Source organism: Bradyrhizobium sp. 18BD, from assembly GCF_054185225.1.
In genome coordinates, this window is sequence record NZ_JAVAYL010000006.1 from 48,484 (window position 1) to 74,502 (window position 26,019).

General features: G+C 60.2%; 29 protein-coding genes. 14 read left to right on the forward strand and 15 right to left on the reverse strand.

Annotated elements, in window-relative coordinates:
- Positions 1-7 precede the first annotated feature (7 nt).
- From RAD16_RS12805 to RAD16_RS12825, 5 genes are all read left to right on the forward strand, one after another.
- Positions 8-670: an urease accessory protein UreF gene (locus tag RAD16_RS12805; protein ID WP_458158539.1), complete on the forward strand. Its 663-nt coding sequence runs from the start codon at positions 8-10 to the stop codon at positions 668-670.
- An 18-nt stretch (positions 671-688) separates the two neighbouring features.
- Entirely contained in the window at positions 689-1,333 is a 645-nt protein-coding gene (gene ureG / locus RAD16_RS12810) for an urease accessory protein UreG (RefSeq protein ID WP_458158236.1), read from the forward strand.
- Positions 1,330-2,280 carry an urease accessory protein UreD gene (locus RAD16_RS12815; RefSeq protein WP_458158237.1) on the forward strand — a complete coding sequence of 317 codons (951 nt, stop codon included), beginning with the start codon at positions 1,330-1,332 and terminating at the stop codon, positions 2,278-2,280. The genes ureG and RAD16_RS12815 overlap by 4 nt, the downstream gene beginning before the upstream one ends.
- Before the next feature lie 32 nt (positions 2,281-2,312).
- Entirely contained in the window at positions 2,313-3,320 is a 1,008-nt protein-coding gene (gene yut, locus RAD16_RS12820) for an urea transporter (protein ID WP_458158238.1), read from the forward strand.
- Positions 3,321-3,390: 70 nt separating this feature from the next.
- On the forward strand, positions 3,391-4,836 hold the full coding sequence (locus RAD16_RS12825) for a GntP family permease (protein ID WP_458158239.1): 1,446 nt from the start codon (positions 3,391-3,393) through the stop codon (positions 4,834-4,836).
- A gap of 42 nt (positions 4,837-4,878) precedes the next feature.
- On the opposite strand, the gene RAD16_RS12830 is transcribed toward RAD16_RS12825, so the two are convergent.
- Positions 4,879-6,033 carry an OpgC domain-containing protein gene (locus tag RAD16_RS12830; RefSeq protein WP_458158240.1) on the reverse strand — a complete coding sequence of 385 codons (1,155 nt, stop codon included), beginning with the start codon at positions 6,031-6,033 and terminating at the stop codon, positions 4,879-4,881.
- 399 nt (positions 6,034-6,432) lie between these two features.
- On the opposite strand from RAD16_RS12830, the gene RAD16_RS12835 reads away from it, so the two are divergent.
- The 3 genes from RAD16_RS12835 (at position 6,433) to RAD16_RS12845 (ending at position 9,860) form a co-directional block, all read left to right on the forward strand.
- Positions 6,433-6,633 carry a DUF3551 domain-containing protein gene (locus RAD16_RS12835; protein WP_458158540.1) on the forward strand — a complete coding sequence of 67 codons (201 nt, stop codon included), beginning with the start codon at positions 6,433-6,435 and terminating at the stop codon, positions 6,631-6,633.
- Positions 6,634-6,794: 161 nt separating this feature from the next.
- Positions 6,795-8,492: a long-chain-fatty-acid--CoA ligase gene (locus RAD16_RS12840; protein WP_458158241.1), complete on the forward strand. Its 1,698-nt coding sequence runs from the start codon at positions 6,795-6,797 to the stop codon at positions 8,490-8,492.
- Positions 8,493-8,546: 54 nt separating this feature from the next.
- On the forward strand, positions 8,547-9,860 hold the full coding sequence (locus RAD16_RS12845) for an acyltransferase family protein (protein ID WP_458158242.1): 1,314 nt from the start codon (positions 8,547-8,549) through the stop codon (positions 9,858-9,860).
- A 221-nt stretch (positions 9,861-10,081) separates the two neighbouring features.
- Here RAD16_RS12845 and RAD16_RS12850 read toward each other — a convergent pair whose 3' ends face one another.
- From RAD16_RS12850 to RAD16_RS12875, 6 genes are all read right to left on the reverse strand, one after another.
- Positions 10,082-11,083, reverse strand: coding sequence for an MBL fold metallo-hydrolase (locus tag RAD16_RS12850; RefSeq protein WP_458158243.1), 1,002 nt, complete (start codon positions 11,081-11,083; stop codon positions 10,082-10,084).
- 140 nt (positions 11,084-11,223) lie between these two features.
- The gene (locus RAD16_RS12855) at positions 11,224-11,607 is read right to left on the reverse strand and encodes a hypothetical protein (RefSeq protein ID WP_458158244.1); all 384 of its coding nucleotides are present in this window, start codon (positions 11,605-11,607) and stop codon (positions 11,224-11,226) included.
- A 161-nt stretch (positions 11,608-11,768) separates the two neighbouring features.
- Entirely contained in the window at positions 11,769-12,239 is a 471-nt protein-coding gene (locus RAD16_RS12860) for a DUF992 domain-containing protein (RefSeq protein WP_458158245.1), read from the reverse strand.
- 8 nt (positions 12,240-12,247) lie between these two features.
- The gene (locus tag RAD16_RS12865; RefSeq protein WP_458158246.1) at positions 12,248-12,727 is read right to left on the reverse strand and encodes a hypothetical protein; all 480 of its coding nucleotides are present in this window, start codon (positions 12,725-12,727) and stop codon (positions 12,248-12,250) included.
- Positions 12,728-13,500: 773 nt separating this feature from the next.
- A complete protein-coding gene (locus RAD16_RS12870; protein ID WP_458158247.1) occupies positions 13,501-13,920 on the reverse strand; it encodes a hypothetical protein in 420 nt (139 codons plus the stop codon).
- Positions 13,921-13,935: 15 nt separating this feature from the next.
- Positions 13,936-14,136, reverse strand: a complete 201-nt coding sequence (locus tag RAD16_RS12875; RefSeq protein WP_458158248.1) for a hypothetical protein — start codon at positions 14,134-14,136, stop codon at positions 13,936-13,938.
- A 641-nt stretch (positions 14,137-14,777) separates the two neighbouring features.
- On the opposite strand from RAD16_RS12875, the gene RAD16_RS12880 reads away from it, so the two are divergent.
- Together RAD16_RS12880 and RAD16_RS12885 are read left to right on the forward strand one after the other, a co-directional pair.
- Positions 14,778-15,011: a hypothetical protein gene (locus tag RAD16_RS12880; RefSeq protein ID WP_458158249.1), complete on the forward strand. Its 234-nt coding sequence runs from the start codon at positions 14,778-14,780 to the stop codon at positions 15,009-15,011.
- Positions 15,012-15,395: 384 nt separating this feature from the next.
- A complete protein-coding gene (locus tag RAD16_RS12885) occupies positions 15,396-16,097 on the forward strand; it encodes a recombinase family protein (RefSeq protein ID WP_458158250.1) in 702 nt (233 codons plus the stop codon).
- Here the strand turns inward: RAD16_RS12885 and RAD16_RS12890 are convergent.
- The 6 genes from RAD16_RS12890 to RAD16_RS12915 form a co-directional block, all read right to left on the reverse strand.
- On the reverse strand, positions 16,075-16,395 hold the full coding sequence (locus RAD16_RS12890) for a hypothetical protein (protein WP_458158251.1): 321 nt from the start codon (positions 16,393-16,395) through the stop codon (positions 16,075-16,077). The two genes, RAD16_RS12885 and RAD16_RS12890, sit on opposite strands and share 23 nt — an antisense overlap.
- Before the next feature lie 183 nt (positions 16,396-16,578).
- Positions 16,579-17,085, reverse strand: a complete 507-nt coding sequence (locus RAD16_RS12895; protein ID WP_458158252.1) for a hypothetical protein — start codon at positions 17,083-17,085, stop codon at positions 16,579-16,581.
- A 15-nt stretch (positions 17,086-17,100) separates the two neighbouring features.
- Entirely contained in the window at positions 17,101-17,595 is a 495-nt protein-coding gene (locus RAD16_RS12900; protein WP_458158253.1) for a hypothetical protein, read from the reverse strand.
- A complete protein-coding gene (locus RAD16_RS12905) occupies positions 17,592-19,493 on the reverse strand; it encodes a hypothetical protein (RefSeq protein WP_458158254.1) in 1,902 nt (633 codons plus the stop codon). The genes RAD16_RS12900 and RAD16_RS12905 overlap by 4 nt, the downstream gene beginning before the upstream one ends.
- Positions 19,484-20,386, reverse strand: a complete 903-nt coding sequence (locus RAD16_RS12910; protein ID WP_458158255.1) for a DUF7146 domain-containing protein — start codon at positions 20,384-20,386, stop codon at positions 19,484-19,486. The genes RAD16_RS12905 and RAD16_RS12910 overlap by 10 nt, the downstream gene beginning before the upstream one ends.
- Before the next feature lie 45 nt (positions 20,387-20,431).
- A complete protein-coding gene (locus RAD16_RS12915) occupies positions 20,432-20,719 on the reverse strand; it encodes a helix-turn-helix domain-containing protein (protein ID WP_458158256.1) in 288 nt (95 codons plus the stop codon).
- Positions 20,720-20,781: 62 nt separating this feature from the next.
- On the opposite strand from RAD16_RS12915, the gene RAD16_RS12920 reads away from it, so the two are divergent.
- The gene (locus tag RAD16_RS12920; RefSeq protein WP_458158257.1) at positions 20,782-21,234 is read left to right on the forward strand and encodes a hypothetical protein; all 453 of its coding nucleotides are present in this window, start codon (positions 20,782-20,784) and stop codon (positions 21,232-21,234) included.
- A 126-nt stretch (positions 21,235-21,360) separates the two neighbouring features.
- Complete coding sequence (locus RAD16_RS12925) at positions 21,361-21,645, forward strand: helix-turn-helix transcriptional regulator (protein WP_458158258.1); 285 nt, start codon at positions 21,361-21,363, stop codon at positions 21,643-21,645.
- 1,127 nt (positions 21,646-22,772) lie between these two features.
- Here the strand turns inward: RAD16_RS12925 and RAD16_RS12930 are convergent.
- Positions 22,773-22,919 carry a hypothetical protein gene (locus RAD16_RS12930; protein WP_458158259.1) on the reverse strand — a complete coding sequence of 49 codons (147 nt, stop codon included), beginning with the start codon at positions 22,917-22,919 and terminating at the stop codon, positions 22,773-22,775.
- Between the two features lie 438 nt (positions 22,920-23,357).
- Between RAD16_RS12930 and RAD16_RS12935 the strand changes: the two genes are divergently transcribed.
- Positions 23,358-23,561 carry a hypothetical protein gene (locus RAD16_RS12935; RefSeq protein ID WP_458158260.1) on the forward strand — a complete coding sequence of 68 codons (204 nt, stop codon included), beginning with the start codon at positions 23,358-23,360 and terminating at the stop codon, positions 23,559-23,561.
- 850 nt (positions 23,562-24,411) lie between these two features.
- Here the strand turns inward: RAD16_RS12935 and RAD16_RS12940 are convergent.
- Complete coding sequence (locus tag RAD16_RS12940; protein WP_458158261.1) at positions 24,412-24,666, reverse strand: hypothetical protein; 255 nt, start codon at positions 24,664-24,666, stop codon at positions 24,412-24,414.
- A gap of 1,190 nt (positions 24,667-25,856) precedes the next feature.
- Between RAD16_RS12940 and RAD16_RS12945 the strand changes: the two genes are divergently transcribed.
- Positions 25,857-25,994 (forward strand): hypothetical protein, encoded by a 138-nt coding sequence (locus tag RAD16_RS12945; protein WP_458158262.1) that lies wholly within the window; start codon positions 25,857-25,859, stop codon positions 25,992-25,994.
- The last annotated feature ends 25 nt before the right edge of the window (positions 25,995-26,019 follow it).

Consider the following 26,019-nt stretch of genomic DNA (forward strand, 5'->3'; position numbering starts at 1 on the left):
CGCGCGGATGCTGCAGTTTGGTGACTCGATGTTCCCCATTGGCGCGTTCTCGTTCTCCTCGGGGCTGGAATCCGCGGTTCAGGAAGGCGTGGTTACCAATGCAACCACGCTTCGAGCCTTCGCGCGCACCGCGGTAGAACAGGCGGCACGCGGCGACTGCATCGCATTGCTCGCTGCGCACCGCGCGGCATCTGCCGGCGACGTCGACACCCTCTCGCGCATCGATGCTCAGGTCTACGCGCGCAAGCTTTCCGACGAAGCGCGAACGATGTCGGTTCGCATGGGCAAAAAGTTCACGGAGCTGGGTGTAGAGGTGATCGGCGCGCCGCTGCTTCGCGAGTGGCGCGAACGGATTCAGACATCCGCCACGCCGGGCTGCTATCCCGTGGCATTGGCGATCAGCTTTGCCGTGCAGAATCTGCCCGCCCGCCAGGCATTTGTCGTGCATCAGTACGGCGTTGCCACGACGATCCTCGGCGCCGCCTTACGGTTGATGAAGATCAGCCACATAGAGACGCAGAAAATTCTCTATGAGCTCACCGCACAAGTGGAAGAGATGTATGCGACCGCCGCGGCGGCGCGGCTTGCCGACATGGCAAGCTTTGCTCCGTTGACGGACATTCTAGCCGCTGTCCATACCAGGGCGCATGTCCGCCTGTTCATGAACTGACGTTGATTGGAGCATGGAATGTCGAAGAGTATCACGCGCATCGGGATCGGCGGCCCTGTCGGGTCGGGCAAGACGGCGATCGTGGAAGCCATCACGCCACGCCTGCTCGGGCTCGGCATCAAGGTTCTCATCATCACGAACGACGTGGTCACGACCGAAGACGCCAAGCACGTCCAGCGCACCCTCAACGGCGTCCTTCTCCAGGAGCGCGTCCTCGGAGTGGAGACGGGTGCCTGCCCTCATACCGCAGTGCGCGAAGATCCGAGCATGAACCTCGCCGCCGTCGAGGATATGGAGCGGCGCTTTCCGGACAGCGACGTCGTGCTGATCGAAAGTGGCGGCGACAACCTGACGCTGACCTTCTCGCCGGCGCTCGTGGACTATTTCATCTACGTGATTGACGTCGCCGCGGGCGACAAGATCCCCCGCAAGAATGGGCCCGGCATCACCTATTCCGACATCCTTGTCATCAACAAGACCGATCTCGCCCCTCACGTGGGGGCGAGCCTCGACGTGATGAGGCAGGACTCGAAGATGATGCGCGGCGCCAAGCCGTTCCTGTTCACCAATTGCAAGACCGGAGAAGGCATTCCCGAACTGGTTGGGCTGATCGAGCGGGAGTTTCTGTTCGATATCACTCCGCGCGAACGGCGGTCGGCATGATACCGGCCGCTGTCCATCCCTGGGCTCGCGCCGAGGCGCTCGGCGCATCGATGCCGGAATTCGCCCCTTTCCAGGATGAGCCGCTGCAGATGCGCAGCGGCGTCGTCGGGAAGGCAGGATTCCTGCGCCTGGGCTTCGAGCGCCGCTCCGGAGAGACGATTCTGGCGACCCTGGAGCGGCGTGTGCCCTACATGGTGCAGCGCGCACTGCATTGCGACCAGGAAATGCCCGGCCTGGCCAGCGTGTTCCTCATCACCACCACGGGCTGCTTGCTGCAGGGAGACAGGCTCGCTCTGGACGTCAGCCTTGGCCCGCGCGCGCAGGCGCACCTCACCTCCCAGTCGGCGACAAAGATTCACGCGATGGACGCCAACTATGCGGCACAAAGCCAGACGATTACGCTCGCCGATGACGCATATCTTGAGTTTCTTCCCGATCCCGTGATCCCGCACCGGCACGCGCGATTTCTCAGCGACACGCAGATCTCCATCGCTCCATCGGCTACGCTGCTCTTGTCGGAAATCATTCAGCCAGGCCGCAAGCACCATCATCCGGACGAGTGCTTCGGAGCAACGGTGCTGTCGATCTCCACGTCCGCCGTGCGGCCTGATGGCCCCGCCCTGTTCGCGGAGAGGTTGGTCATCGAACCGCGGCGATATGGGATGCGGCAGATTGGCGTGATGAGCGACTTCGACGTGCTCGCCAACGTGATCCTGTGTGCACCCAAGGACAAAGCGGGTCGAATCTATGAGCGCACGGACGCCGATGCGAATCTGGCGGAAGGCGTGGCATTCGGCGCCTGTCATCTGCCCAATGATGCCGGTCTCATCTTCAAGGTGCTGGGCCGCGAAACCGCGCAGGTGAAGGCCAAGGTTCGCGAGTTCTGGGAAATCGTTCGTGAGGAGATCATCGGCGCCGCGTTACCTCCCCACTACTTATGGCGCTAGTCGCAGGTGCCGCCACGTCAGAGGAGGCAGCAATGGAACAGATCTTGGCAAGGTGGGAAATCCTCTCCGCATCGTCAGGTGCATTGCGTTTCCTGGACATCAATTTGCGCGGCATCGGGCAAGTCATGTTTCAGAACAACCCGCTGACCGGGATTCTCTTCCTCGCTGCGATTGCCTGGGGATCATATGCAGCCGGCGCCCCGCGCGTGGCAATTGCGGGCGTCGTCGCGGTCATCGCGGCAAACCTGACCGCGGAGCTGCTTCACGTCGATACCGAGTCGCTCCATGCGGGGCTCTATGGCTTCAACGGCATCCTCGTCGGCCTTGCGCTGGCGACGTTCCTGGCTCCCGGGCCGCTGCTTTGGGTCTATGTGATATTGGGGGCGGTCGTATCCGTCGTCGTGATGCTGGGGACGACCAACGTCGTCAAGCCATGGGGTGGCGCTCTCACATTTCCGTTCGTGTTCACGACGTGGCTCCTCTTGTTGGCCACGTATGGATTTTCCGGCCTCGCGGGAGCAGCCTTGCCGACCGGCAAGGTTGTTACCGCATTCCAGCCCTACCAGGGAAGCCCGCTCCAGCCGATTGACCTTGTCCAGGGCGTGTTCCTCAGCATCTCGCAGGTCTTCCTGAAGGCCAGCAGCATCGCGGCGTTGCTCCTGCTTGCGGGGCTCGCCGTCAGCTCGCTCGCAGCCGCCGCCTTCGCTCTTGGAGGTGCGATATTGGCCGTGCTCACGGCCCATCTTTTCGGTGCCGAGAGCGACCTGATCACCGGCGGTCTCCTCGGCTTCAGCCCGGTCCTGACTGCGATCGCACTCGGTACCGTCTTCTATCAGCCGAGCTGGCGCGTCGTGGTCTACACGATCCTTGCCACGATGTTCACGGTCATCGTCCAGTCAGCCCTAAACGTTGCGCTGACCCCGTTCGCCATTCCGGCGTTGACGGCGCCTTTCGTGCTGGTGACGTGGCTGTTCCTGCTGCCGCGGCAACGCCTCGAGCCGGCGTCTGCCGTTGCGCGCGATGCCGAAAAGCCTGCTTGATTGAGGTGGTCCGTGCGCAAGACAGCGACAGCTCAATCATCGACCTCGGATCTGTCGGAGAAAGCGAAACATGGGACTCTTTGGGGTACTGCTTGGCCTAGCCCTCCTCATGTGGCTCGCGTATCGGGGAGTCAGTGTTTTGCTGGTTTCGCCGATCGCAGCCCTCATCGCGGCGAGTTTCTCAGGCGAGCCCCTGCTCGCCCACTGGACTCAAACATTCATGAGCGGGGCAGCACGCTTCGTCGCACAGTGGTTTCCCATGTTTATGCTGGGCGGGTTGTTCGGAAAGCTCATGGGTGACAGCGGTTCGATCAGCTCCATCGCGCACTATTTGACCGACAAGCTGGGGACCAAGCGCACCGTTCTCGCGGTGGTGATCGCCTCGGCTCTCGTGACCTATGGCGGCGTGAGCGTGTTCGTGGCATTTTTCGTGCTAGTACCCATGGCTCATGAGATGTTCCGGGCCGCGAACATTCCCCGACGGTTGCTCCCGGCAACCGTCGGCCTCGGTGCGTTCACCTTCACCATGTCGGTGATGCCGGGAACTCCCTCGGTCAACAACGCCATTCCGATGCCGTACTTCGGCACCACCACCTTCGCGGCTCCCGGGCTGAGCCTCATAGCGTCGGCCATCATCTTCGTCTTCGGCATGTGGTGGCTCGGCCGCGTTGAGGCGGCCGCGCGCAAGGCGGGCGAAGGCTATGGCGGCGATGCGGAAACCACTCCCGTGGTCAGCGAGAAGGTTCGCGAGCAGGCCGCACCGGCGGGCGACTTCGACCCGGCCGAGCTGCCGCATGGCAAGCCGGCCGAGCGCGGGCCCAGCTTCGCCGTTGCCGTTCTGCCCATTGTCGTTGTCATCGTCACGAATCTCCTGATGTCGCTCGTCGTATTCCCGCGGCTCGATTTTTCGTTCCTGTCCGAGGAGCAGTGGGGCGGCACGACGATCGGGGCCGTGTCCGGCGTCTGGTCAGTCGTCGTGGCCCTGGCGGCAGCAAACTTGACCGTCCTTCTCTCCAACCTTCGACGCCTGCCAACCCTCCGCGAAAGTCTCGACGCCGGTGCGAATTCCGCAGCCCTGCCGATGCTGATGATCGCCAGCCTTGTCGGCTTCGGCGCGGTCGTTGCCGCGTTGCCCGCATTTGCGACGGTTCGTGATGCGGTGTTCGCGATTCAAGGAGGACCGCTGGTCTCTTTGACCGTCTCCATGAATGTGCTGGCGGGGCTGACCGGCACCGCCTCTGGCGGCATGGCGATCGTGCTCAATGCATTTGGCGACGACTTCCTGCGTCTCGCCGCCGAGCATCACATCGACCGAGAATTGATGCATCGTATTACTACGATGAGCGCCGGTACGCTGGATGCACTTCCTCACAACGGCACGGTGCTGCTGCTATTGCAGATAAGTGGTCTCACTCATCGTGAAAGCTATCTTGACATGGTGATGACCGTGATTGTCAGTTGCATCATCGCACTCGTGGCTGTCCTGATACTAGGCTCGGTTTTTGGATCGTTTTGATGGTCGGAATGCTGAACCGCACAGCCTCCGCGTTTATGTTTCTCAGCCGCCGATCCCGGCCGCGGGTGAGGTAGGTCGCTTTGACTTGTCGGCTTTCTTGGACCAGGAGCGGTAGTACGCGACTGCGGTCAACAACGAGATTCCGACAAAGCTGACCGCAATTTGCATCCAGAGCGCGTCCGAGACTTCGACGAGGACGACGTAAGCCCCCACCGCGAGGAAGACACCGACACAGAAGACCTCGAGCGACTGTTGGCCGCATTTGATGAGCGGCTGAAATATCGGCCATTCGAGACCACGCCAGTCACGCGGCAGGAATCTGGTGATGAAAAAGGCCAGCACGATGAAATGCACGAGACGATAGGGTGCGAGATTGGTTTTGTCGTTGGGATCGAATGCATCGTAGAGCCATGTCGGCATCAAGCGAGCGATCTCCGGAAATCGCCCCGCCATCGTCATGACCAGCGCAAATAGCAAATAGGCGCTGCCGAGCCAGAGCAATGCACGCGACCGGATCAAGGGCCTCGCCAAGGTCGCCCCACCGAGCGCGAACCATCCGCCGAAGACGAAGAGAAACTGCCAGCAGAATGGATTGAAATACCAGTACCCGGTCGGGAACGCCGTCATGTTCCAGCCAACGTGGCGCGCGGCCAGATACAGAAAGAATGAAGCGGCGAGCGTCAGGTTCGGCAGTCGCAACATCGTCCACAGGATCGGGGGAAAGGCGACCATGAGCAGGATATAGAGAGGCAGTACATCCATGTTGACGGGCTTGAACGCAAGAATGAGTCCTTGGTAGAGCGTCTCGGCGGGATTGGCCATGAAGCCCGCGACGTTGAACTCGTGCTCGAGATTTGGATCGTCGTAGCGACGCGCAAGATACCCGATCTCGGCGATGTACATCACGAGCAGGACAATGTGCGCAACGTAGATTTGCCACGCTCGTCTGATCAGGCGAGTTCCCCCGATGACGAATCCTCGCTCGAGCATGATCCGCGCATAGACGAATGACGCGGTATAGCCAGAGATGAAGACGAAGAGATCGGCCGCATCGCTGAACCCGAAGTTGCGCTGCGTGAGCCAGTTGACCACGTTATTCGGTATATGGTCGACATAGATCGCCCAGTTGGCGAAACCGCGCAGAAGATCGAGGCGATAGTCGCGGCCTCGCGGCGGCAGTTGCGCTCGGATCCTCATCGTGTTTCTTGGCCCAATCCACTGGCAGGCTATTGATGAATTCATCAGCTGCATTCAAACGAAGGCTGAAGCGTTGCCGTCGCATATGTAGAAGCCGCCTCCGAGCCTGCCCGGTATGCCGATGATAACCCATCCGCAACCGCGGGTCCCTCCACTAGCAGCGACTGGCGCGACATATTAGTGATCGGGACAAATAGGACCCTCGTTTGCGGGTTTTATCGGATGTCACGGCGGTGAGTCGCCGGCTAATCTGCGCAGATCGCTCGGAATGGGAAACAACCCGTCCGAAGCTAAAACACAGGATGCGGGTTCAACTTTTCCCGATCTGCAGATCGCGTGAAGTGCGTGTACGGTCCGGTCCATAGTGAGTGTATCAAGATGCGTTTTATCCTCGGCCTGATGACCCTCATCACCGTCATAGGGATCTCATCCATGACGCATGCAGCCGCTTCGAACGACCGGTACTGTCTACAAGGTCGCAGATGGGGTTTTCCCGGAAATTGTCAGTTCGCCACCCGTCAACAATGCCTGGTGGCGGCGTCGGGAACTAACGCGCATTGTGGTCTTAATCCCCGCTACGCCGGTCATCGGCGAACGTAGTCCCGAGGGAGAAGGACAAACGGCCTGTTCGCGTGATGGAGAGCATGGCGGACCAGTCGCGACCGCGCGTTTTGGCGAGGCGCCGGGAGCAACTGTCAGGAATCCTTGTAGAGGTCTGATCAGCTGGTTCGCGTGATCTGCCGGCCGTCAGAAGGAGTGCCATGGATCGCATCTGGCTCAAGCACTATCCGCCGGGCGTTTCGGGGGAGATCGACCCGTCGCGATACGTATCGCTCGTTGCGATGCTCGAAGAGAGCTTTGCCAGATATCGCGAGCGCACGGCCTTCATCTGCATGGACAAGGGGCTGACCTACGGCGAGACCGACGAGATGTCGCGCGCCCTGGGGGCCTGGCTGCAGAGCAGAGGCCTGGCGAGTGGGGCACGCGTCGCCATCATGATGCCGAACGTGTTGCAGTATCCGGTGGCGACCTGCGCCGTCCTGCGTGCCGGCTTCACTGTGGTGAACACCAACCCGTTGTACACGGCGCACGAGCTCGAGGCTCAACTCGAGGATTCCGGCGCCGAAGCCATTATCGTGCTTGAGAACTTTGCGCATGTCCTGCAGCAGGCGATCGGCAATACCAGCATTAAGCATGTCGTCGTTGCTTCCATGGGCGACCTCCTGGGCACGATCAAAGGCACGATCGTTAATCTGGCGGTACGGTGGGTGAAGAAGATGGTGCCGGTTTATTCGCTTCCCGGCACAACGCCGTTCAATGCGGCCCTCGCGGCCGGCAAGAGCATGACCTTGACCAAGCCGCAGCTTGGACCCGACGATCTCGCATTCCTGCAATACACCGGCGGGACCACGGGCATTCCCAAGGGCGCGATGCTGTTGCATCGCAACGTGGTCGCCAACTTGCTGCAGATCGACGAGTGGCTGAAGCCGGTGCTGGAGAGCGAGCCGAAGGTGGATCGTCTGACCGTCATGGCGGCGTTGCCGCTCTATCACATTTTCGCGTTGACGGCATGTTTCCTGCTCAGCGTCCGTACCGGCGGTCAAAGCATTCTCATCCCCAACCCGCGCGATATTCCCAGCCTCATCAACGAGCTTGCCAAGTACAAGGTGAACCATTTCCCGGCCGTGAACACGCTTTACAACGCGCTGCTCAATCATCCGGATTTCGGCAAGATCGACTGGAGCATGCTCAAGTCCGCCGTCGGCGGCGGCATGGCGGTGCAGAAATCGGTGGCGGACCGCTGGTTCAGTGCCACGGGCTCGCCGCTATGGGAAGGTTATGGTCTCTCGGAGACGTCACCGGTCTTGACCTGCAATTCGCCGACCGACCCCGAATGGGACGGCACCATCGGCCTACCGATGCCGTCAACGGACATTTCGATTCGCGACGACGGCAACAACGAGGTGCCGCTTGGGGAGCCGGGTGAGATCTGTGCGCGTGGCCCGCAGGTGATGCCGGGCTACTGGAAACGTCCGGATGAGACGGCCAACGTCATGACACCCGACGGCTTCTTCCTTACCGGTGATATCGGCATCATGGACGAAACCGGACGGGCCCGGATCGTCGATCGCAAGAAGGACATGATCACGGTCTCCGGTTTCAAGGTCTATCCGAACGAGGTCGAGGCTGTGGTGTCGAGCCACCCGGGGGTAGTCGAGTGCGGGGTGATCGGCATCCCCGATCCGCGCTCCGGCGAGGCGGTGAAGCTGTTCGTCGTCAAGAAGGATCCAAACATCACCGAGGTGGACCTCCTCGCCCACTGCCAGACGCGGCTCACGCCATACAAGGTCCCGCGGGTGGTGGAGTTCAGGAGCGAGCTGCCGCAGACCAATGTCGGCAAGATCCTACGCCGGCAGTTGCGCGAGGAGTCGCGGACGATTGACACCCGGGCTGCATAGAGCGATCGCGGTCCGCTTGGCCATACACGCTGAACGGCACGTTGGAGAACGATCATGGCAGCTTGGTCCCGTGCTGCCGAGCTTGCTTACCGGACGCCCCCGTCCCGGAACCGCTACGTCGACTTCCTAAGAGCTATGTCGATGCTGGTGGTGACCGTTGGCCACTGGCTGGCGGCCGCGCCCTATTTCGACGCAACCGACACGTTGACGACATTCCACATCCTGACGGTCGTTCCTTGGACCGCTTGGCTCACATGGATCGTGCAAGTCATGCCGATCTTCTTTATGGTCGGCGGATACGCGAACGGCATCAGCTGGCGTGCCGCGCGGCGGGACGACAAGTCATATGCAGTCTGGCTTGAAGGCCGGTTGCGCCGTCTCGTGTGGCCAATCCTCCCATTGCTCCTGGTTTGGGTAGCGATCGTTGCCATTGAGTACGCCCGCGGCGTGCGGCCGGAGCTGATCAGCTATGGTTCGCAGGCGGCATTCATACCAATCTGGTTCCTCGCGGTGTATATCGGAATTATTCTGCTGGTGCCAGCCATGGCAAGCGCGTGGACTCGATTTGGTATGACATCGTTCTGGGCTTTGACAGCTGCCGCGGTCGCTATTGATGTCATGTACTTTGCAGTCGGTTTGCACTGGCTTGGTTTCGCCAACTATCTCTTCGTCTGGGGGGCGATCTCCATGCTCGGGTATGCGTGGCTCGACGAGCGGTTTTCCGCGCGCAGGACGCTGCTTGTCGGCGCCGTCCTGGGCTTTGCCGCGCTATTCTTGCTGGTACAGATCGGGCCCTATCCTGTCTCAATGATTGGCGTCCCCGGCGATCCGATCAGCACCACGACGCCGCCGAAGGTCACGCTGATAGCGCTCGCAATCATGCAGGGCGGGTTGCTGCTTGCTGCGCAAGCACCTGCGCGCCGTTGGCTGGCTGGCCGCGTCGCGTGGACCGCCACCGTAGTGATGAATAGCAACATCATGACGATGTTCATCTGGCACCTGACGGCCACCACCCTTGTGATCCTCGCCGCCTATCTCGCCGGTGGCTTCGGTCTGCGGCTTGAGCCGGGAAGCTCTGAGTGGTGGTGGTCGCGATTTCCCTGGCTCGCGGCGAACGCGATGGCGCTCATTCCTCTTGTTGCGGCTTTCGGACGCTTTGAGCGGCCGCGCGCAACCGGCGGCGCACCGGCGCCCGCGTGGCGCTACTTGCTCGGCGCATTCATGACCGGCACCGGCCTTGCGCTGCTTGCGGCGCAGGGAGTTGGTGGACATGGCAGTCTTGGGTTGAATGTGTGGGGTCTCAGCCTCGCTCTCGTGGGCATCGGCCTCATCGCAAGCAGGATCGGTGCGTCGCGCGGTGTAGTCTAGCCACGGCTCCGCTTCGATTGCGGTGCTCGCAACGGTTCGCCGACTGCATATTCGACGTTTCACCCTTGAACCTTGAACCGACGGCCTTGGCGCTTTTTTTTGACGCCGGTCGGTTGAGTGCGGAGCGTCCTTATTGCCAGCGTCCAAAAACTTGCACCTAAGCGCGCTCGTCGATCGCAGGCCGAGGCCCGGTGCCCCGGCCTCTCTCGCCGGCACCGGCGTCAGATGGATCCGACCGTCTCCTGCTGCAGAGGCAGCGGGAAGTACTGGAATCTGTCGCCGGCTTTCGCGACGTTTCCGATGCCGGGCCACGCGAAATGATATGCTAGCAGCGGCGTCCGGTTTGCTGCGAGCATGGTAAGCATTCGCACGCGGCTTTCCGCCGATTGCACCGGGTCCGTGTCAAACGCGAATTGGGTGCGCGGATGCTCAAGCAACAGCACCGGGTGATGCGCCAAGTCGCCGATGTAGCAAAGCTGCTTACCGCCTGAATTTATCATGAATATGGAGTGGCTAACCGTGTGCCCCGGAGCGGAAAGCACTGTGATGCCTGGAACGATTTCCTCGTTGTCTTTGTAGAAATGGATGCGGTCCTTCACCGGCAGTAAGTTTCTCTGTGCCTGGGCCAGGAAGTGCGAACGCGCGGGATAGTTGGCCGGGATCTTGGAATCATCCGTCCAATAAGCAAAATCTGGCTCGCCGATGAAATAATGCGCATTGGGAAAGTTGGGACTGCCATTGGCGCCGATTAGTCCGCCGCAATGGTCGATATGCGCGTGACTCATGACCACGGCATCGACACCCGCGGGATCGATGCCAGCCTGCTTGAGCGTGCTCATCAGCTTGCCCGTGCCGTCGCCGAACAACGTGTCGGTGCCCATACCCGTGTCGAACAGCACCACGCGGTCGCCGAAGTTGGCGACCAGCACATTCTGCTCCAGGACAGCGTTGTCGGCGGGCAAGAAGTTGTCATGCAGCTGGCGCGCGATCTCCTCCTTGGTGATGTTCAGAAAAACCGCCTTGGGATCGCCAAGCGGTAACTGGCCGTCCGAAACGACAGTGCATTCTGCGTCGCCCAGCTTAAAGCGGTAGAAACAAGGGGCCTGCGGCTGACCCATTGGCATTTTCGCATGGGCCACACCCGGCAGCGTCAGCATCGCCCCGGACGCAGCAATTCCACCGAGCACCACGCGTCGTGGAATTGACCGAAATGATGTCGTCATTGATCCGTTCCTCCAATTCTTGTTTTGCTTGGGCGAGCGGTGTCGAGCAGTGGCATGGGGACCGGAGCCAAGCGCCATCGCGGCTTTGAAGTTGATTGCCAACTCGCTACCCCGATTGCTGAATAGCCATGGTGCACCCGCTACTGGACCAGCTTCGCGCGAAGACGTCCGTACTCGACGTCAGTTATTGATCCCGACTTCTTTAGCTGATCCAGCTTAGTAATTTCGTCTGCGACACTAAAGCCAACAATGCGTCGCAATTCATCGCGTGCCTGTTGCGCCTGCTGAGCGTTACGCTCCGCCATGCCTCTCCCCTGAAAGATCAAATATGCAAGCATGAAAATGAATGGAAACACTATCCATCCGATCACCCATATGGCCTTGACCCACCCTGAGATGTCGTGGCGCCGGAATAGATCGGAGGCAACCGTAATGAGCAACCAGAACCACACGACGAAGAAGAATATCGTGAGGACGTCCAGCAGGAAATTTCGATAGGTGAAGCCCTCTTGAAAGAAGAACATTGCAATCCTCCCTTATCTGCCACTGCAGAGACGCTCTAGCCTGGACCCGTTCAAGCGCGAACTCGCTGCCTTTTATCGAAACATGACTTATCTAACGCATGGACTCCTTACTTCGGACCCTCGCGGCGAAGAAGGGCGCTACGGGCGCCGGATCGCAAGTATTACCGCAGCATCAAATGCGTCACCGTCGCCGCTAGATTGAGCCCAACCGCGCGCTCGATCGAGAGGGGCTGCAGGGCGACACTTCGGCGAGATCCTCCAACGAGGACGTTGGCGCCGAGGCCCGGACCCAACGCGATATTGCCGCTGGCGCCGACGTAGTTCCCTCGCATGGTCCCCGGACGAATTTGTGAGTTTCGGGCAAAGACGGTCCAGGACAGGACGCTGCTCCCGGTGATGCCGAGATCAAAGCCGATACGCCTGATCCGTCCTTCGTAAATGTAACGGCGGGACGCTCCTCTCGGGTAAAACACGCAACGCAGCGACTGCGTCGATCCGACAAGGAAGCCAATCCTCGGGCTGATCGCACACAGCAACCGGCCCACCCGGAATGCCTCGGCGCGAGCCGGCGTAACCCCCACGCAAACAACGGCGGATACGCACAGGATGCAAAGAGATCGTATCGTTCGCATGCAAGACGCTATGGGTTCTGCTCGCGGAAGGTTTCGGCCATCATATTGATGAGGGTTGTGTTATTTGCGGTATTCATCAGAGGCCACTCATGGATTGAGTTGGTTGCGAGAGGCGTTCTCAGCCCCACCGCCATCCGCAACGACGGCGGCCGCGATGCCACCAACAGACCCAGCGGCGCCTGGCCAGCGGCGGTCGCCCCCGGCGCGATCGGCATTGCATCTGCAACCTCGATGAGACGAGCGCCTAGCGTGGTGACGACCCGCGCAGCAACAGCATTTCGTGGGAGGCCAAGAAAGGCGCGGCGGGTGGGAACCTTCATTGTTTCCTCATCCTTGCTACGTAGCGTTCGGCACGGCTGAAGTGATCGGGCACCATCCCAGGCAAAGCGAAGGCCCAGGGTGGACCGGGTCAGAGCCTCGATGATTAGACCGATGGTCATGGATTGTCGCGCCGTGTTCTTGACCTGCATCTGAACGATGATCAGCATGCTCTGGAGGGTACCTTCCAACTCGAATTATCGATATCCGACAAAACCCTTAGCGCGGGGAAGTAATGTTCCTTTAAATGCATAATGTGCATCCCGAAACGATCTTCTGAGGAAATTGGCCAACCGGTCGCGCGGACTATCTGGCTCACGAGCAGAAGCATGCTTTTCCTGAGATTTTTCCACCCCTCCCCTCGGTCAGAAGAGATCTTCAAACTACTGAAAGTGGATCGTGGCATTATTTAAGGCGCCATGTCCTGGCTCGCGGACGCTGCGAGACCGAGCGGCTGATGGCACTGGCCTGATGACCCGGAGGAGACACTCCAGCAGGAGCAGACGGCTGCTCGCCACCACATGGCGCGGACGCGTGCGGCGAACGTTCGTCGAATACATCATGGTAGTTGGTGATGGCGCTGACTGGAGTGCGGCTCAACCGCACTTCCGCAGAACGGGGATTTCAAGCTGCGATCTCAATCGCATCTGATCGCGCTGAGTCACGCACCGAACGATCGCTTGATGTGCTTGCCCATCATGAGAGCGAGATCCGTGTAGCGCCCGTCGGACCAAGTGTAATCGCATAGCGCCAGAAAAATGAGTGCAAGCAGGAAAACGAGTACGCCTTTCAACATAGCAGGCTTCTCCGGCGAAGAGACTGCGAACCGAGCAGGTATGCAATGAAGAGCCGCGACCGGCGGCGTCATAAGGGTGCTAAAAAAACGTCACGAATCTCTTAAAGTAGTCCCGGCTGTTCTCTTATTGACTTTCTTTCCAGCCTTTCACGACGCCTTCGCGCGCGCCCGTTCGCGAGCCTCGCGGGGGCGCTCGCGACGTGCGAGCCTGCGTTTCGCGCGCTCACTACGTTGCGGCAGTAATGGTACAAGAACGTCTGGGGGCATCGGCGCGGCGACAGGCTCCGGCGATTCCTGCATTTGCGGCACGATCGCGCAGGGCTCTTCCATGAACTCCAACACAGCGCGCCCCTTCTCGGTGATCTTCCAGCCCCCTGCCCCTCGTTCGACCAGCGCTTGCGAGAAGATGTCTAGATCCGGCACGCGCGCGGCGAGGCGCTTGGTACGGTCGGCCCAATCCCGGCCACTGGTGGCAAGGATCGCCATGTCGCGCTTGAGGTCCTCCATCACGGCGAGGCCGTTCGGGTAGCTGACCAGGATCTTGAGTACCGTGACCTGAAAATTCACGCCGGCCTCGATCTATCAGCGCCACATCGTAGGCGCGTGGAAGAGAGCCTTGCGGCCGACCTGCCTCAAACCTTCGACTGAGGTCTCTCCGCCTCTTGCTGCCTCAAGGATCTTCGAAGCAACGTGCGTGCGGGTACCGGTCTCGCTACTTGAAATGTTGATGCAGACCTCATCAAGCACCGCTCGCAAGGTAGCAGTGACTGCCCTATCGAACATGCCGAGCCCCTGCCGCGAAGAGAGCCGCGATCCCGGCCCTGTCCTGTATCTAAGCATTGCACTTCCCCCTAAAAATTGTCAGCTCAAATGCGTCTCGACTGATAATGCTCGATCTCACATGAATTCCCGTGCGACAGCAATCGATTAGCGCGCTGCGCTGCAGTATGGTGGTGGGCTATCTGCACGTTTCCGTGCTTAGCGCAGAGGCGCCAGCGAGGAGGAGCGCCGGCAAAGCGTCAAATGAGGTCGGTGTCAGGTGATGCCTCGGCAGGTTCGCCACTCGGCCAGCCGATCAGCCGCCTCGGCGATCTCCGCTCTGGAAGTGATCCTCAGTTTTTCGAGTAAGCGAGCGCACTACTCCGCGATTTGTTTAACGGTCCCTCCCAGTCTGGCTGCGATTTCTCGGTCTGCCTTGGCCGCAGCAAGACGCCTCAGCAGTTGCTTTTCGCGGGGAGTAAAAACACCTCGGTCATTAGTTTTCTCAGATCTCCACTGGGCGGATTGTAGCTGACGATCAGGCTGCGTGAACGGCCCGTTAACCGCTGCGCGACATCATCACCTTCGACCAGCGCAAAAACCTAGAACTCACACATTGGGAGCCGTCGCCGATCTCAACCCGGTGACGGCCTTTTTTTGGCTGCATGGATTACCGCGCTTTCACAAACGACAGTTTGACGATGATGTACGAAAGCGTTCGCGGCGCGCTCGCGTCTGACGATGCGCAGAAGGCCGCTGGAGAGGCTCCTCGCTTCCGGGTTCGCGAGACGCCCGACTGGAAGCAGCACGCGGGAAATCTGGAAGCCGAGATGCTGAAGCGAGGAATGTTCTTCAACATCATCGACTGGTCTGAAGATCAGGGACGATTGCCGCTCTAGCTCGTAAGCGTTGTCTCATTCAGAACCGAACCGGAGTCTCCGACGTACAGGAGGCCGCGGGATATTTCACGTGGAACGCTCGGATAACGATAATCGTCCGAAGGCCTCTAGATAAAGCTGTGGCAGTGGAGGCGATGGGACCCAGCACAGCAAGCATGCTTAGAGATCGATTTTTCCCTCCCCACCCCTCCGCCAGGAAGTCTACCCCGATCTCACTGCTTGGCGACGCATGACCAACGTGTGCTTCATGCGCGCGCTGAGCGTCACGTAAAATTCCGATTTCGCCTAAGGTAGGGGATTCTAAACGCGACTTCGTTCGCTACATTCTCCGTGTTTACAGATAGACGCACGATTGCATGTAAACCTTGAGAGGAAAAACATTCTATGCGACCCGCCGTTTCATACATCCGCGTTTCAAAACCGAAGCAGGGCCGCAGCGGTCTCGGTCTGGAAGCGCAGCAAACCGCGATCAGGTCCTTCTGCGCGCAGCACGGCTACAGCATCGAAGCCGAGTATCGCGAGGTGGAGACCGGCAAGGGCGCGGATGCCTTGGAGCGCCGGCCTGAACTCGCAGCGGCCATGAAGTTCGCCCGCAAGGTTGGTCGAGGTGGCAAGTCGGGAGCCGCTCCCATCATCATTGCCAAACTGGACCGACTGAGCCGCGACGTTCACTTCATCAGCGGGCTGATGGTGCAGCGGATCCCCTTCATCGTCACCGAGCTGGGACCGGATGTGGACCCGTTCATGCTGCACATCCACGCAGCCGTGGCCGAGAAAGAGCGCGAGCGCATCGCTCAGCGTACTCGGGAGGCCCTTGCAGCGGCCAAAGCACGCGGACAGGTGCTCGGCAACGCTGCGATTGGCGAGGCCCGAAAGGCCGAGGCGGATCTCCATGCCGAGCAATTTCGACCAATCATCGAGCCCCTCCGGGATCTTCCTGCCAAGCGCATCTCGGTGATCCTGAACGAGCGTGGGATCACGACACCACGAGGCGGAAAGTGGCAAGCTACTCAGGTCATCAGAATGCTCAGCCGCTTTAGCGGCTCGGGCGACGACGGCAAGCTCAGCTCGGCTCGTCCGACCTGACCTTCACCGGCGGCAGCAGTAGCATCGTGTCCGGGCTGAGGCCACCACCGGCTGCGATGCGATACAGCTCGGCATCGGTCAGTTCGTGCATCGGCACATCCTGGCGATCAACGACCTGCACGGCCTTGCCGTCCAGACGGTCGATGAGCTCGTGAATATAGGCGAGATTGCCCGCCTCCGCCTTGTCGAGCAGTTGGTCCGCCACCCGCCGCAACGCCAAGGGCCGGCTCCGCAGCGCGATCCGTAGCGCGTCGTTGAACGGCTTTTCCTTGTTCGCACTTCCGATTGGTCGTCCCATGAGCTGCCCCTAACCGTGTCGCCATGTATGCGATTCTAAACTCAATTCTTCGATGGAACTATCGGCTTTGCGCTCAGCTCTTTGCATTCCGAAGGGAAATTTTCCGAACTGCTCTGGACCCTTCACGATAGGCGGCATTGGTACCAGACCGGTGCGAGTACCACTCACTTGAGCGCGCTACGACTAGGACGCGACATAAGCTTTCAGATACTTCTTATATCCGCATTCGGGATCGATCGCGATTTGCAAGGGATCGCTGAATTCCAGCCAACGCATCACTAAAGCTTTGGCATCCAGGCCAGACAATTCAGGTTCAGACTGACCCGAGACTTCGGCGACTAAACGCTCGAAGAACAGCGTCGCGGTCGCGACATCCGCCCTAGGAATCGATCCGGATGCCGCCGAGCCGAACAGGTCCAAGATCCGCGCGCGGACGACGTTGGGTCCATAATGGGTGGAAAGCCAGGTCAGCCTCTCCAACGTCTCCGGCCCGATCGCATCTACCGTCGAAAGTAGCAGGCGAACGTATTCGAGATGATGGCGGCGCCAGATGCGCCACATGTTATCCGAATATTGGCGATGAAACGCCTGCGCCGGCAAGGCGTCCACCCGGAGCTGATCTAGCTCGATCGCCGCCACGAACACGGCCAACAAGTTCCGGACGTCATCCTTCGTGATGTTCGAGTCCATCAATGTCGCTCCGTGTCATGCTTTGTCCATCACCAGCGGCGACAGAATGGCTGCCGCCATGGCTTTCCGGTTGCCATGCCACGCTGCCCAGCACCGTGAATGCAACCAGACGTGACCACTCAGCTCCGTACCGAATGGCACCAGTTCGTCGAGCGTGGCTTCGCTGCCGCCGCAGTGCAGACACCGTCCGGGCGGAGAGCAGACCGGATTGCGGTCAAGCCATTCGATGACGCAACATTCAAGAGCGCGCGCCTCCGCGTCCCGACGCTCCATTCCGCCATCAAACTCGGCAATGCCCGCCCGCTCGTCGAAGAAAGCCAGCCAATCCTCCTCCGACCAGCGCTCATGGGTGGACCGCAGCAGCGTGACGATCTCAGGCTTGTAGCGGGACAGCGCGCTGAGCACCCCATCCGGGGGTGCCTCGGCTGCCGTCAGCACGAGATCCTGCCCGTCGAGTACGAGGCGAACGCCTGCGGCACGAGCCGCACTGAGAGCTTCGCAAACCGTCATAACCGCATCCTCCAGCCTGGTGCCAGCGACGGGCTGGGCTCAGATTGGTGGGGAAGAGCTGCGTCCGCATCGTCCGTTGCGTCCTCAGCCTTGTCTTCGCGGGAGTTGTCGCCGACGATCTGATGATCGCGCTCACTGACATCGTCCGCACACGGGTCTTCCGTCCGCGCCACAACGAGCATCTCGTTTGTGTTACCAGCCTTTTCTGAAACTTCGGACGGTTCGGACGATCCTGCCGCGCTCGTTTTCGTCATCTTGGTGATGGTAATGGTCCGGGTACGCACCCGGTTCGTCTCCTTGTCGAAAGCGACATCGATGCCGACCCGGCGCAGGAACGTCGCATCCCGGCGAAGTTTACCCGAAAGGGTATTGGGCGTATGCGGCCAGCCTTTCGATTTGGCGACGCGTTCATCGACGGGAAGAGCGTTGAGAAGAGCTGAGGCGGTTCCCGCCCAGAGCGTCCTCTCCTCCATCATGGCGCGCACGGCGACCGCGACCGGGCTTGCCTCAAGCACGCCCTCAACCACGTCTTCGAGGTTGCCAACATAGGCCGACATGAACGTGCCGGGAGACCACATCGCCGCCTCACATGCTGTGGCCCACAGGGCGAAGTCCGCCATGCGCGGCAACTTCGGCAGATGTGTCTCAGGCATGCTTTTCAGGCCGACCACAACGGCATCGAGAAGAGCGCCGAGAATCTTCGGACGCTCGGCTTCGAATTCAGCCCACAGCTCGCGTTCCGGACGGCGCAGCTCCTCGGGGATCGGTTGCAGCGTCAAGAACAAGGCGCGGTCAGCAAGGTCGGGCCGAGTGACAATTTCCTCAATCCCGTTAAGGATCACCGGGCGGGTCGCCTCGAACAGCACCTCATCGTGATCAGCGTAAAGCTGGCGGACGGCAAAACCACCGCCGGTCGCCAGCCGGCAGAGCGTGTCCGAGATCCAGGCCGGCAGGCCTGAGACATTGTCGAAGGCCAACACGTGGCTGTTGCTGGCAGCAATGAAGAGGTCGCGATCCTCACGCGGCAGCGCGCGCAAAGGAGCGGAGTTGGGATCAAGCAGCGACCGCAGGATCGCCGAAAAAGTGGACTTGGCCGAGCCCTGCTCCCCCGCCAGCGCAATCACCGGATAAGGACCATGATTGCGCAGGCAGGCCAGCATCCAGGATACGGCCAGAACGAAGTCCTTGTCGGAATTCACATTCAGGAAGCGCCGAAGCGCTTCGACTGACCCGCCCCGCACAGGTTCAGGCAAGCGCTGCATGCCGCTGGCACGACGAAAACGCACCGGCGGGTCATTGACGATCCGCCAACCAGTGGAATCGATCTCGATTGCGCGCCACTCTTCATCGCCAAGATCCAGATAGAGACGACCCTCAAGCGCCCCTACCCGAATGCAGACGCACCTCTCGGGTGAACCGAAGTGTGCCCTTGCTTCCACAAGATTCAGTGCCGACTGCATTGCTTCGGAGTTCGGCGCTCCTCCCTTTTCTTCGAAGAACCGGCGCGTGAGCCAACGGCGAAACCCCTTGGAGCGGATTGGCCAAGTCTCGCGGTGACCATTGATGTCCAGATCGGCGTAGCCGGTTCCGTCGGGCGCATGAAACAATTCGGCGCTCTGCGCGAGCTCGGCCAGAATGTTAGCCTGCGTCGGTCGTGCCTTGGCGACCTCCGCCTGGGGCGCACCTTCGAGTTCGCCTTCCGAGGGCGAGCGCACCTCCTCAGCGGCGGCAATAATTGCCTTGATGCGCTCCTGCGCAAGTTCAGGTGTTTCACGTGCAACTTTGATCAGGGCGGTACGCGGCGGAAATTCAACTGCTGCCGTGCGGCCGTTCTCGTTGCAGCGCCGGCAGAGAAACCGCGCGAGCCCATGCTGGCAATTTTCCGCGTCTAACGACATGGCATATCCCCCTCACCGCGCAAGCCGCTCGAAGGTTCGCAAGCGATCAGCATGTCGTTGAAATCCTGCCCCGGCGGGGGGCGAGCAATCCGCACGCGGCGCCCCTCCAGCACCCAACGATCCGCGGCGTCCTTGGCCGCCGCCTCCCCCGCCCGGTCGGCGTCCGCAAGAATAATGATGTCCTGCTCGTCAGCAGGCAAAGCGAGCGTCCGCACGCCTAAGGTCGAGAGCGCGGCCCACGTCCGGTGCCCAGTTGCCTGCATGGCCGAGAGGCAGGTCTCGATCCCCTCGCCAATCAGAAGGATGTTGCCAACACCACCAAGGCGCACGATTCCGCCGCGGCACGGTCCCAACATCATCTTGGTGTTTTCCAAAGGAGCCTTCGAGGTGCCATCGCGCGAGAGAAACGTGCGGTGGATAGCGGTCGGGGTGCCGCCGAGTGCGCTGGACACCAAAGCAACCATCGCCGGCCAGGTCGACCCTTCCGCGTGCCGCAGACCATGGTGGAAGCGAATGGCCGAGGGAATTGAGACCGTGAGGCCACGCCGCTGCAGATAGATCTCAACCAGCGAGCCTTTTGCGCAGGTTGAGGCATTCCAAATCCGTGCTGCCCACGATGCAGAGCTGCAAACGCCGGCATCTTTCGACACCGGCGTTTTCGACACTTTGCGCGGCCCGACCACGTGCGGCCACATGCCGAGGCCCTTGAGCGCATCAATGACTGACGCCTGGCTGCAGCCGCCGAAGCAATGAACCAGCACAATGCCATCGCGGCCGTAACCGAGGGAGAGGCTGGCCGTCCGCTCGTCGTGCGCGGGGCAGCGACACATGAATCCGCTTGCCGTCCGCTTGGCATGGCCGCAGGCCATCGCGATCTGCTCAATAGAAATCACCTGCGCTCTCCAATTAGCGCCCGATCAATTCCACTCGGCTCTGCGTCAGCCGCTCAACATGCGTTCCAGCGCGTGCCGCGGGACGATCCAGCGGCGCCCCACCCGAATTGCAGGCAGCTCGCCGGAGTTGGCGGCTGCGTAGGCACTGCACTTCGAGAGCCCCAGGATCTCGCAACCCGCCTCTTCGACTGAAAACGTCGAACGGCCATCCCACTTGGCGTCGTAGATCGGCCCAGTCCGTGGCCTCTCAGTCGATTCGGCCTTTGTGGTCATATCTACTACCGTCTCGTTGACCTTTTGCGGTCCAAATATTAAGGTCATATTATAGGTCATTTCTAGGTATCTCTTGACCTAGACAGCGATTTAACATTCAGCTCACCCTAAGGCGATCGTTTATGGCTGCACAACTTAAGATTACGCTTGAAGATGACCAACGATCGCACCTTGATCGTGCAACTCAGGTAAGCGGGAAGTCCCTCTCGGAAGAAATCCGGACCCGTTTGTCGCTTTCATTCCTTTTTGAAGCGAGCGGTCAGAATACGTGTGATCTGGCGATAGCTCTTCTTCGACTTGCAGCCGAGGTTGAGAGCGATGTCGGATTTGCTTGGTTCGAAAACGAACAAGCGCGAGCGACCTTCGTCGCCGCCGTGGTCGATCAGGTTATGAGCTACAAACTCAGCGTGAATCCGAAAGCAGCGCCCCGTTCTCGTGGCGCACGTCCAGACGATCCGCCTGACGTTCTCGGGCGGGCCATTGCGCGCGGCTATAGACGCGGACGCCAACGTGAGGCGCTGAGCCTATCGTCGCTCGCCCGATATCTAATTGAGCCCTCGAACGAACCTGAATAGCGATACCTCCCCACCAATATGCAGAGACGAGAGTGGTCAGCCGCTATCTCACCGAGGCATGGGAGGAGCACCGAGCGCCCGACATTCAGATGCGCCCGCGCCAAAACAAATATACGAGGAGTGGCAATGACCGCCGCGCAACGACCGAGGACTGAACAGGGCGCCACTGAACCCGCCCCTCCCCGCCGCATGCTCAACGAGGCGCAAGTTCTGGCAATCATTCCCATCAGCCGCACCACGCTCTACCGCATGGAGAAGGCGGGCCGGTTTCCGAAGTCCACCTACATCAGCCCGAACCGGCGCGTCTGGTTCGAGGACGAGATCGCCGCGTGGCAGAGCGCGGTCGATGAATTCGATCCGCACCGGGCGCGCGGCAAGGGGCGGCGCGCGACTGCTGCTGAGGGGACTTAGCGCCGCCTGTACATGGCCTCACGGAAACTTGGGGCACCGGAGACCTGAAAATTTAGGTCAGTGCTTCCTACGGTAGCTTTCCGAATTGCTGGGGGCTTCTACCGTCACTAGCGTGACTGTAGCCGGGGCTGGTATTTCATCCCGAATAGATTGTAACCGGCAAGGGGCCGCCACCGCCGAGGCGGCCCCTTCGATTCTAAGGGCAGCGGAAGGAAGGCAACCGGCCAAGGTTGGCGCGTTGCGGGCATTCTCAACCAGCCGCCGCCCACCGGCGCCGCAGTGGACGGCATGGCCCAGCGCATCACCGTCATCTCGCTTCCGGCACCTGTGTCTCGATTTACTGGAGATGGATAGTTGGAAAGCACGTCCGGCATCGGCGCGAGGTTACCGACGAAGTGGTTGATGACGCGAAAACGGTTGGAGATTGCAGCTTGGTTGGTCGTGATGTCTCGCGCGGAGACAACGTGCAATAGCCGCAAACGCCAAGAGCGAGGTCGCCTTGCATGGTCTTACCTCTTGAGAAAGCCAACGTCGGTGTTTCCCAAGTTCTTTATGGCCCGTTCAGCGGCGGGGGTATCCACCGCGTTGTCGTGGGAGGCTGGAGCCGGACTAACGGAGGAAGCATCCGCGTCACCGGTCGCTGCGTGGCTGAGCGCGTTGCCCAGGTTGGGACCGGAGGAGCCTCCAGTGCCTCTTATGGTGTGGCCGGTAGACAAGGTGCTGCCCGCATAACCTCGAGAGCCGGTGGCCGCCGCGTCACTCGCGGCGGAGCCGCCGCTACTGGCTCCGCCCGCGCTCTGGGCCGAGGCGAGCGAAGGGCCGCCAACGAGCAAGATCAAGATAACGGCAATGTGGTTCACAGAGCGGTCCTCTACCTGAATAACCGCACAATGAGTTCCAGGTCCCATAGTTCCATAGGAGCCCCGCCCCTCCGCAGCCACCCTGACCCAGCCGCCGTAAATGGTCTCACGTGACTTGAGTGCTCATGTCAGCACGGAGGATCGCCGTGCTGCGCGAGGCAGGCATACGGATTGCCATGAATAACGCGCCGGGCACAACGGCGAGCAAAAGTCGGTCAAACAGAGGGACCTAGGACGGCCTCACTCCGGCTGCGAAGAAGAAACAATTTACCCGGCGCGCCCGTCCTGGCGTTTGCGGAATTTTTCGATGAACTCGCGCTGCTGGTCCGCGTATTCTTGCGCGACCTCGCGAGCTTCTTCCTCGCGCGATTTTGCCGGTTCCATAGGCTTCTTGGACTTCTTGTCCTGGGACATGCTGGCTCCGAAGCAATTTCAGGATGCCGGCCAACGGTCGCTGAGTCGGGTCGTTCCTCGCTCCAGGAATGAATTGTGCACATGTGAACTTTGGAACGTGGCCGCGATCCCGCCTATGCGGCCCCGAAGGGCGACGAACGAAATGGAGTTAGATATGAGTTGTTCATGACAGGTTCGCTCAATCCCACGTTCAAGCTGCCGTGCAGCACTTAATGTGGGCCTTGGAAGAAATTGAGAAAACCACCAATACGGAAGCTGCTCAACACGTGCGCAGCGCAATGGACGCCCTGCAACGGGGCGTTTCACCGACCATTTTGAACGACCATATTGGTTAGCAACCCCGCTCCGCAGCAACATTGGCATGAACGCGCTGTCCAGCCCTCGGCGTAGACGCATCATATCGACTGACCGTGTCGGCGCCTGATTTGATCACGCGACATGCGGCGCACTGATCTGACCGAGGCGACGATGCAAGGCTGGGCGCCGCTCGACGCGGTGCAGCGCCAAAAGTTTCTCGAGGCGTTCGTGAACGCGGCGCTTCGGCTCGACCGGATCGATCTGCGAGCCTCGCTTCGGCGGCGGCTCCGAGAGCCACCGTTCGTTGCGTTCGATTGGAGGATGCGGACATTGCCCTCATTCTGAGGATGACGGGCGAAGCTGATCCCGCCGCCGACCGGCGATGATCCCTACGAGGACAAAGCCTACCGGCTGAGGGCGATCAAGAAGCAGACCGCGCGAACGTGAGGAAGGCGCGTCGCTAACTAAGGGGTCCGTTCATCGTCCCTCGACCAAGACGCTGCTTTATCGGCCCGTTGTACCCTTCACCTGAAAAGTCGCCGTCGTTTGGCTGACCATACCGGATGGTCAATTCGCCGTGCGAACAATTGAAATCCCAAATATCTTGAAACCAGTCCCCGTCATACCAATATCCGCGCCCTTTGAATTCGACATGATCTCCGCGAGTAATGCGATCCCACTGGTCCTTGCTAACTTCTAGCTCGACTGTCACCTCTCATTGCCCCAAGTAGTAGCAAGCGCTTTGTAGGATGCTTCGGACATATGATGTGATGCGCTGGTTATGGTGAGATGCTCGGATTGATCGATAGTCGTCTTGGGCTAGCGGATACCCTTCTGCCCTGTGCCGCGGCCTCAACCCAGACCGCGCAGAGTTGGGGCCGCTTTTGGGACGAGGCTGTGCGCCATGTTCGAAAAGCACGTTCTAAGTTCCGACGCAGCGATGCAGACGCGGGTGCCAAGTTGATCCCACATCACATGTTGGCGTCGCGACGCAGAGATGAAGACGCGGGTGCAATGTCGCTCCTTCGGCGCACGTCGGCGCAATGACGCATAGATTTAGCCGTGGATGCATCGTGTATCCGGCTGGGCACGTTGCAGTGACCGGCGCGGCGTGGGCGCCGACCGCGACTAACGACGCTGCCAACGTTGCAGCAACCAGGGAAAAGCGATGAGAACTTGGCATTCGGCTCTCCTTTCATAGGGACGGCTGATCAAGATCACTCAAGCGCGGTCCGTCACACGGTTTGTCCCGGCTGCCGTCTTTCGGTTGGCTGACATGGATGAAGTGGACCAGTTCCGCACGCTCGTCGTATTCGAGCCCTTCCAGTGCGGCCCTGACCGCCTGCACGCCATCGCGCGCGTCGATCAGAGTGGTGACATCCCGTGATGTGTCGAGGTGCCATGTCGCGCCGGGAGTGCAGAAGCAGATGCTGACCTCGAACAGCGGCATTCCGGCTTCCCCATTGGACATTCGCGTTCCGGTGGGCAATCGTGAAACTATACAACTAAGACAATCGGATGAAAACCGCCTTCACGTCGCGCGGCTTCTCACCGGAATTCCCTGGACTTTGCCTTAAATTGCGATCGGGCAGAGGCGCGATTGACCCGAAGCATCCCGCCTTCCGCAGAGTGCAAGATCATTTCTAAGCCCGCGCGGAAGTCGCAATGGGCGAGGCTAGTCGTCACGTCTCCACAAGAGAACCCACTTGCGTAAGATCGCCCGGCCCGGCTCATCCGGAGTAGTAATCGCCTCCAAGCTAACATGCCGACCCGATCTCGCCGCCAACCGAAGATGATCCCTATGACACAGCTTTGGCTCGCGCACTGTGGAAACCTTCCTCTGCACACAAATGCAGTTCGTTGCGCACCGCGATCAGATCCTTAGAGAGTTAGACCACGCGTAGGTCCCAATGTCGCTTCGGCAGGGGGCAAGGCCTATCGCAACGTCCTTCGCTCCGCCGCCAGATCGGCTTCGAGCATTTCAAGTTGGCTCGCCAGACCGCTGAAGGTCCGACTAATGTTCGTCAGAAGAGAAGATCGTCTTGCGGAAATGCCGGCCTGGCGCGCTTGCTCTCTGTATGCTGATGCAATCAAACGATACTCAGCAGCAGGCCTTGTGCGGTGGGTCATATGCCACAAATGCCTCAAGGCCGACCGACGCTCAAATTAAAAATCCGCCATTTCCACTCGCCGGGAATTCTGCAAACTGGAGCTGTGGCTAGAACACCACGGCCCCAAAAAGCGCCACCACACCCAGGATTGCCAACACAATCAGCGCAATAAAAAGACGATCTTCCTGCCTCATGTCTGTGAGGGTTGATCCTGTCGCAATTTACTACCTTTGATTTAGATCAAAGGCAAAGCTGGCGCGGCCCGCATAAAGATGGAGGCCGCGCGGGTCTCGCTGCCGGTGCCAACATTAAGCCAGCCCCTTGGGATCGGCGGCGAGCGCGCCTTTGCAGTGCCCAGGGCTCGTCGCTCCAGACGCCCCCAATGGCCTAATTGGAATTGCGTGGCGTTCTAATTCGGCTCGCTATTTTGATCAATTGAGCGCAGCATAGTTCCATTGCTGGACCTAGCAAGGCATACCGGCACCTGAGAGACCAATCGCGCTCCCGCCTGAGCAAAAGGGAGTGTGCCATGATCGAACATCCCCATTTGGACACCTACTCGATCCCAGCTCGCATCTGTCTAGTCATCGCTGTCGTCGGCGGCGCCGCACTCATCGCGATGGGGGTACTGACGTTTATTTCATGCACTGAAGGTCAGATGCGCTGACGTTAATAAAGGGCCGCCATTCTTG

Bases quoted from the DNA above. Each gene is read 5' to 3' on its own strand.
- RAD16_RS12940 (WP_458158261.1), bottom strand. From the start codon at position 24,666: ATGCCGCTGTTCGAGGTCAGCATCTGCTTCTGCACTCCCGGCGCGACA.
- RAD16_RS12930 (WP_458158259.1), bottom strand. From the start codon at position 22,919: ATGTCCCAGGACAAGAAGTCCAAGAAGCCTATGGAACCGGCAAAATCG.
- RAD16_RS12895 (WP_458158252.1), bottom strand. From the start codon at position 17,085: ATGGACTCGAACATCACGAAGGATGACGTCCGGAACTTGTTGGCCGTG.
- RAD16_RS12830 (WP_458158240.1), bottom strand. From the start codon at position 6,033: ATGAGGATCCGAGCGCAACTGCCGCCGCGAGGCCGCGACTATCGCCTC.
- RAD16_RS12880 (WP_458158249.1), top strand. From the start codon at position 14,778: ATGGATTACCGCGCTTTCACAAACGACAGTTTGACGATGATGTACGAA.
- RAD16_RS12850 (WP_458158243.1), bottom strand. From the start codon at position 11,083: ATGACGACATCATTTCGGTCAATTCCACGACGCGTGGTGCTCGGTGGA.
- RAD16_RS12925 (WP_458158258.1), top strand. From the start codon at position 21,361: ATGACCGCCGCGCAACGACCGAGGACTGAACAGGGCGCCACTGAACCC.
- RAD16_RS12805 (WP_458158539.1), top strand. From the start codon at position 8: ATGCTGCAGTTTGGTGACTCGATGTTCCCCATTGGCGCGTTCTCGTTC.
- RAD16_RS12855 (WP_458158244.1), bottom strand. From the start codon at position 11,607: ATGTTCTTCTTTCAAGAGGGCTTCACCTATCGAAATTTCCTGCTGGAC.
- RAD16_RS12890 (WP_458158251.1), bottom strand. From the start codon at position 16,395: ATGGGACGACCAATCGGAAGTGCGAACAAGGAAAAGCCGTTCAACGAC.
- RAD16_RS12935 (WP_458158260.1), top strand. From the start codon at position 23,358: ATGCGGCGCACTGATCTGACCGAGGCGACGATGCAAGGCTGGGCGCCG.
- RAD16_RS12845 (WP_458158242.1), top strand. From the start codon at position 8,547: ATGGCAGCTTGGTCCCGTGCTGCCGAGCTTGCTTACCGGACGCCCCCG.
- RAD16_RS12945 (WP_458158262.1), top strand. From the start codon at position 25,857: ATGATCGAACATCCCCATTTGGACACCTACTCGATCCCAGCTCGCATC.
- RAD16_RS12825 (WP_458158239.1), top strand. From the start codon at position 3,391: ATGGGACTCTTTGGGGTACTGCTTGGCCTAGCCCTCCTCATGTGGCTC.
- RAD16_RS12815 (WP_458158237.1), top strand. From the start codon at position 1,330: ATGATACCGGCCGCTGTCCATCCCTGGGCTCGCGCCGAGGCGCTCGGC.
- RAD16_RS12920 (WP_458158257.1), top strand. From the start codon at position 20,782: ATGGCTGCACAACTTAAGATTACGCTTGAAGATGACCAACGATCGCAC.
- yut (WP_458158238.1), top strand. From the start codon at position 2,313: ATGGAACAGATCTTGGCAAGGTGGGAAATCCTCTCCGCATCGTCAGGT.
- ureG (WP_458158236.1), top strand. From the start codon at position 689: ATGTCGAAGAGTATCACGCGCATCGGGATCGGCGGCCCTGTCGGGTCG.
- RAD16_RS12885 (WP_458158250.1), top strand. From the start codon at position 15,396: ATGCGACCCGCCGTTTCATACATCCGCGTTTCAAAACCGAAGCAGGGC.
- RAD16_RS12860 (WP_458158245.1), bottom strand. From the start codon at position 12,239: ATGCGAACGATACGATCTCTTTGCATCCTGTGCGTATCCGCCGTTGTT.
- RAD16_RS12840 (WP_458158241.1), top strand. From the start codon at position 6,795: ATGGATCGCATCTGGCTCAAGCACTATCCGCCGGGCGTTTCGGGGGAG.
- RAD16_RS12900 (WP_458158253.1), bottom strand. From the start codon at position 17,595: ATGACGGTTTGCGAAGCTCTCAGTGCGGCTCGTGCCGCAGGCGTTCGC.
- RAD16_RS12915 (WP_458158256.1), bottom strand. From the start codon at position 20,719: ATGACCTATAATATGACCTTAATATTTGGACCGCAAAAGGTCAACGAG.
- RAD16_RS12905 (WP_458158254.1), bottom strand. From the start codon at position 19,493: ATGTCGTTAGACGCGGAAAATTGCCAGCATGGGCTCGCGCGGTTTCTC.
- RAD16_RS12865 (WP_458158246.1), bottom strand. From the start codon at position 12,727: ATGCTGATCATCGTTCAGATGCAGGTCAAGAACACGGCGCGACAATCC.
- RAD16_RS12875 (WP_458158248.1), bottom strand. From the start codon at position 14,136: ATGTTCGATAGGGCAGTCACTGCTACCTTGCGAGCGGTGCTTGATGAG.
- RAD16_RS12835 (WP_458158540.1), top strand. From the start codon at position 6,433: ATGACCCTCATCACCGTCATAGGGATCTCATCCATGACGCATGCAGCC.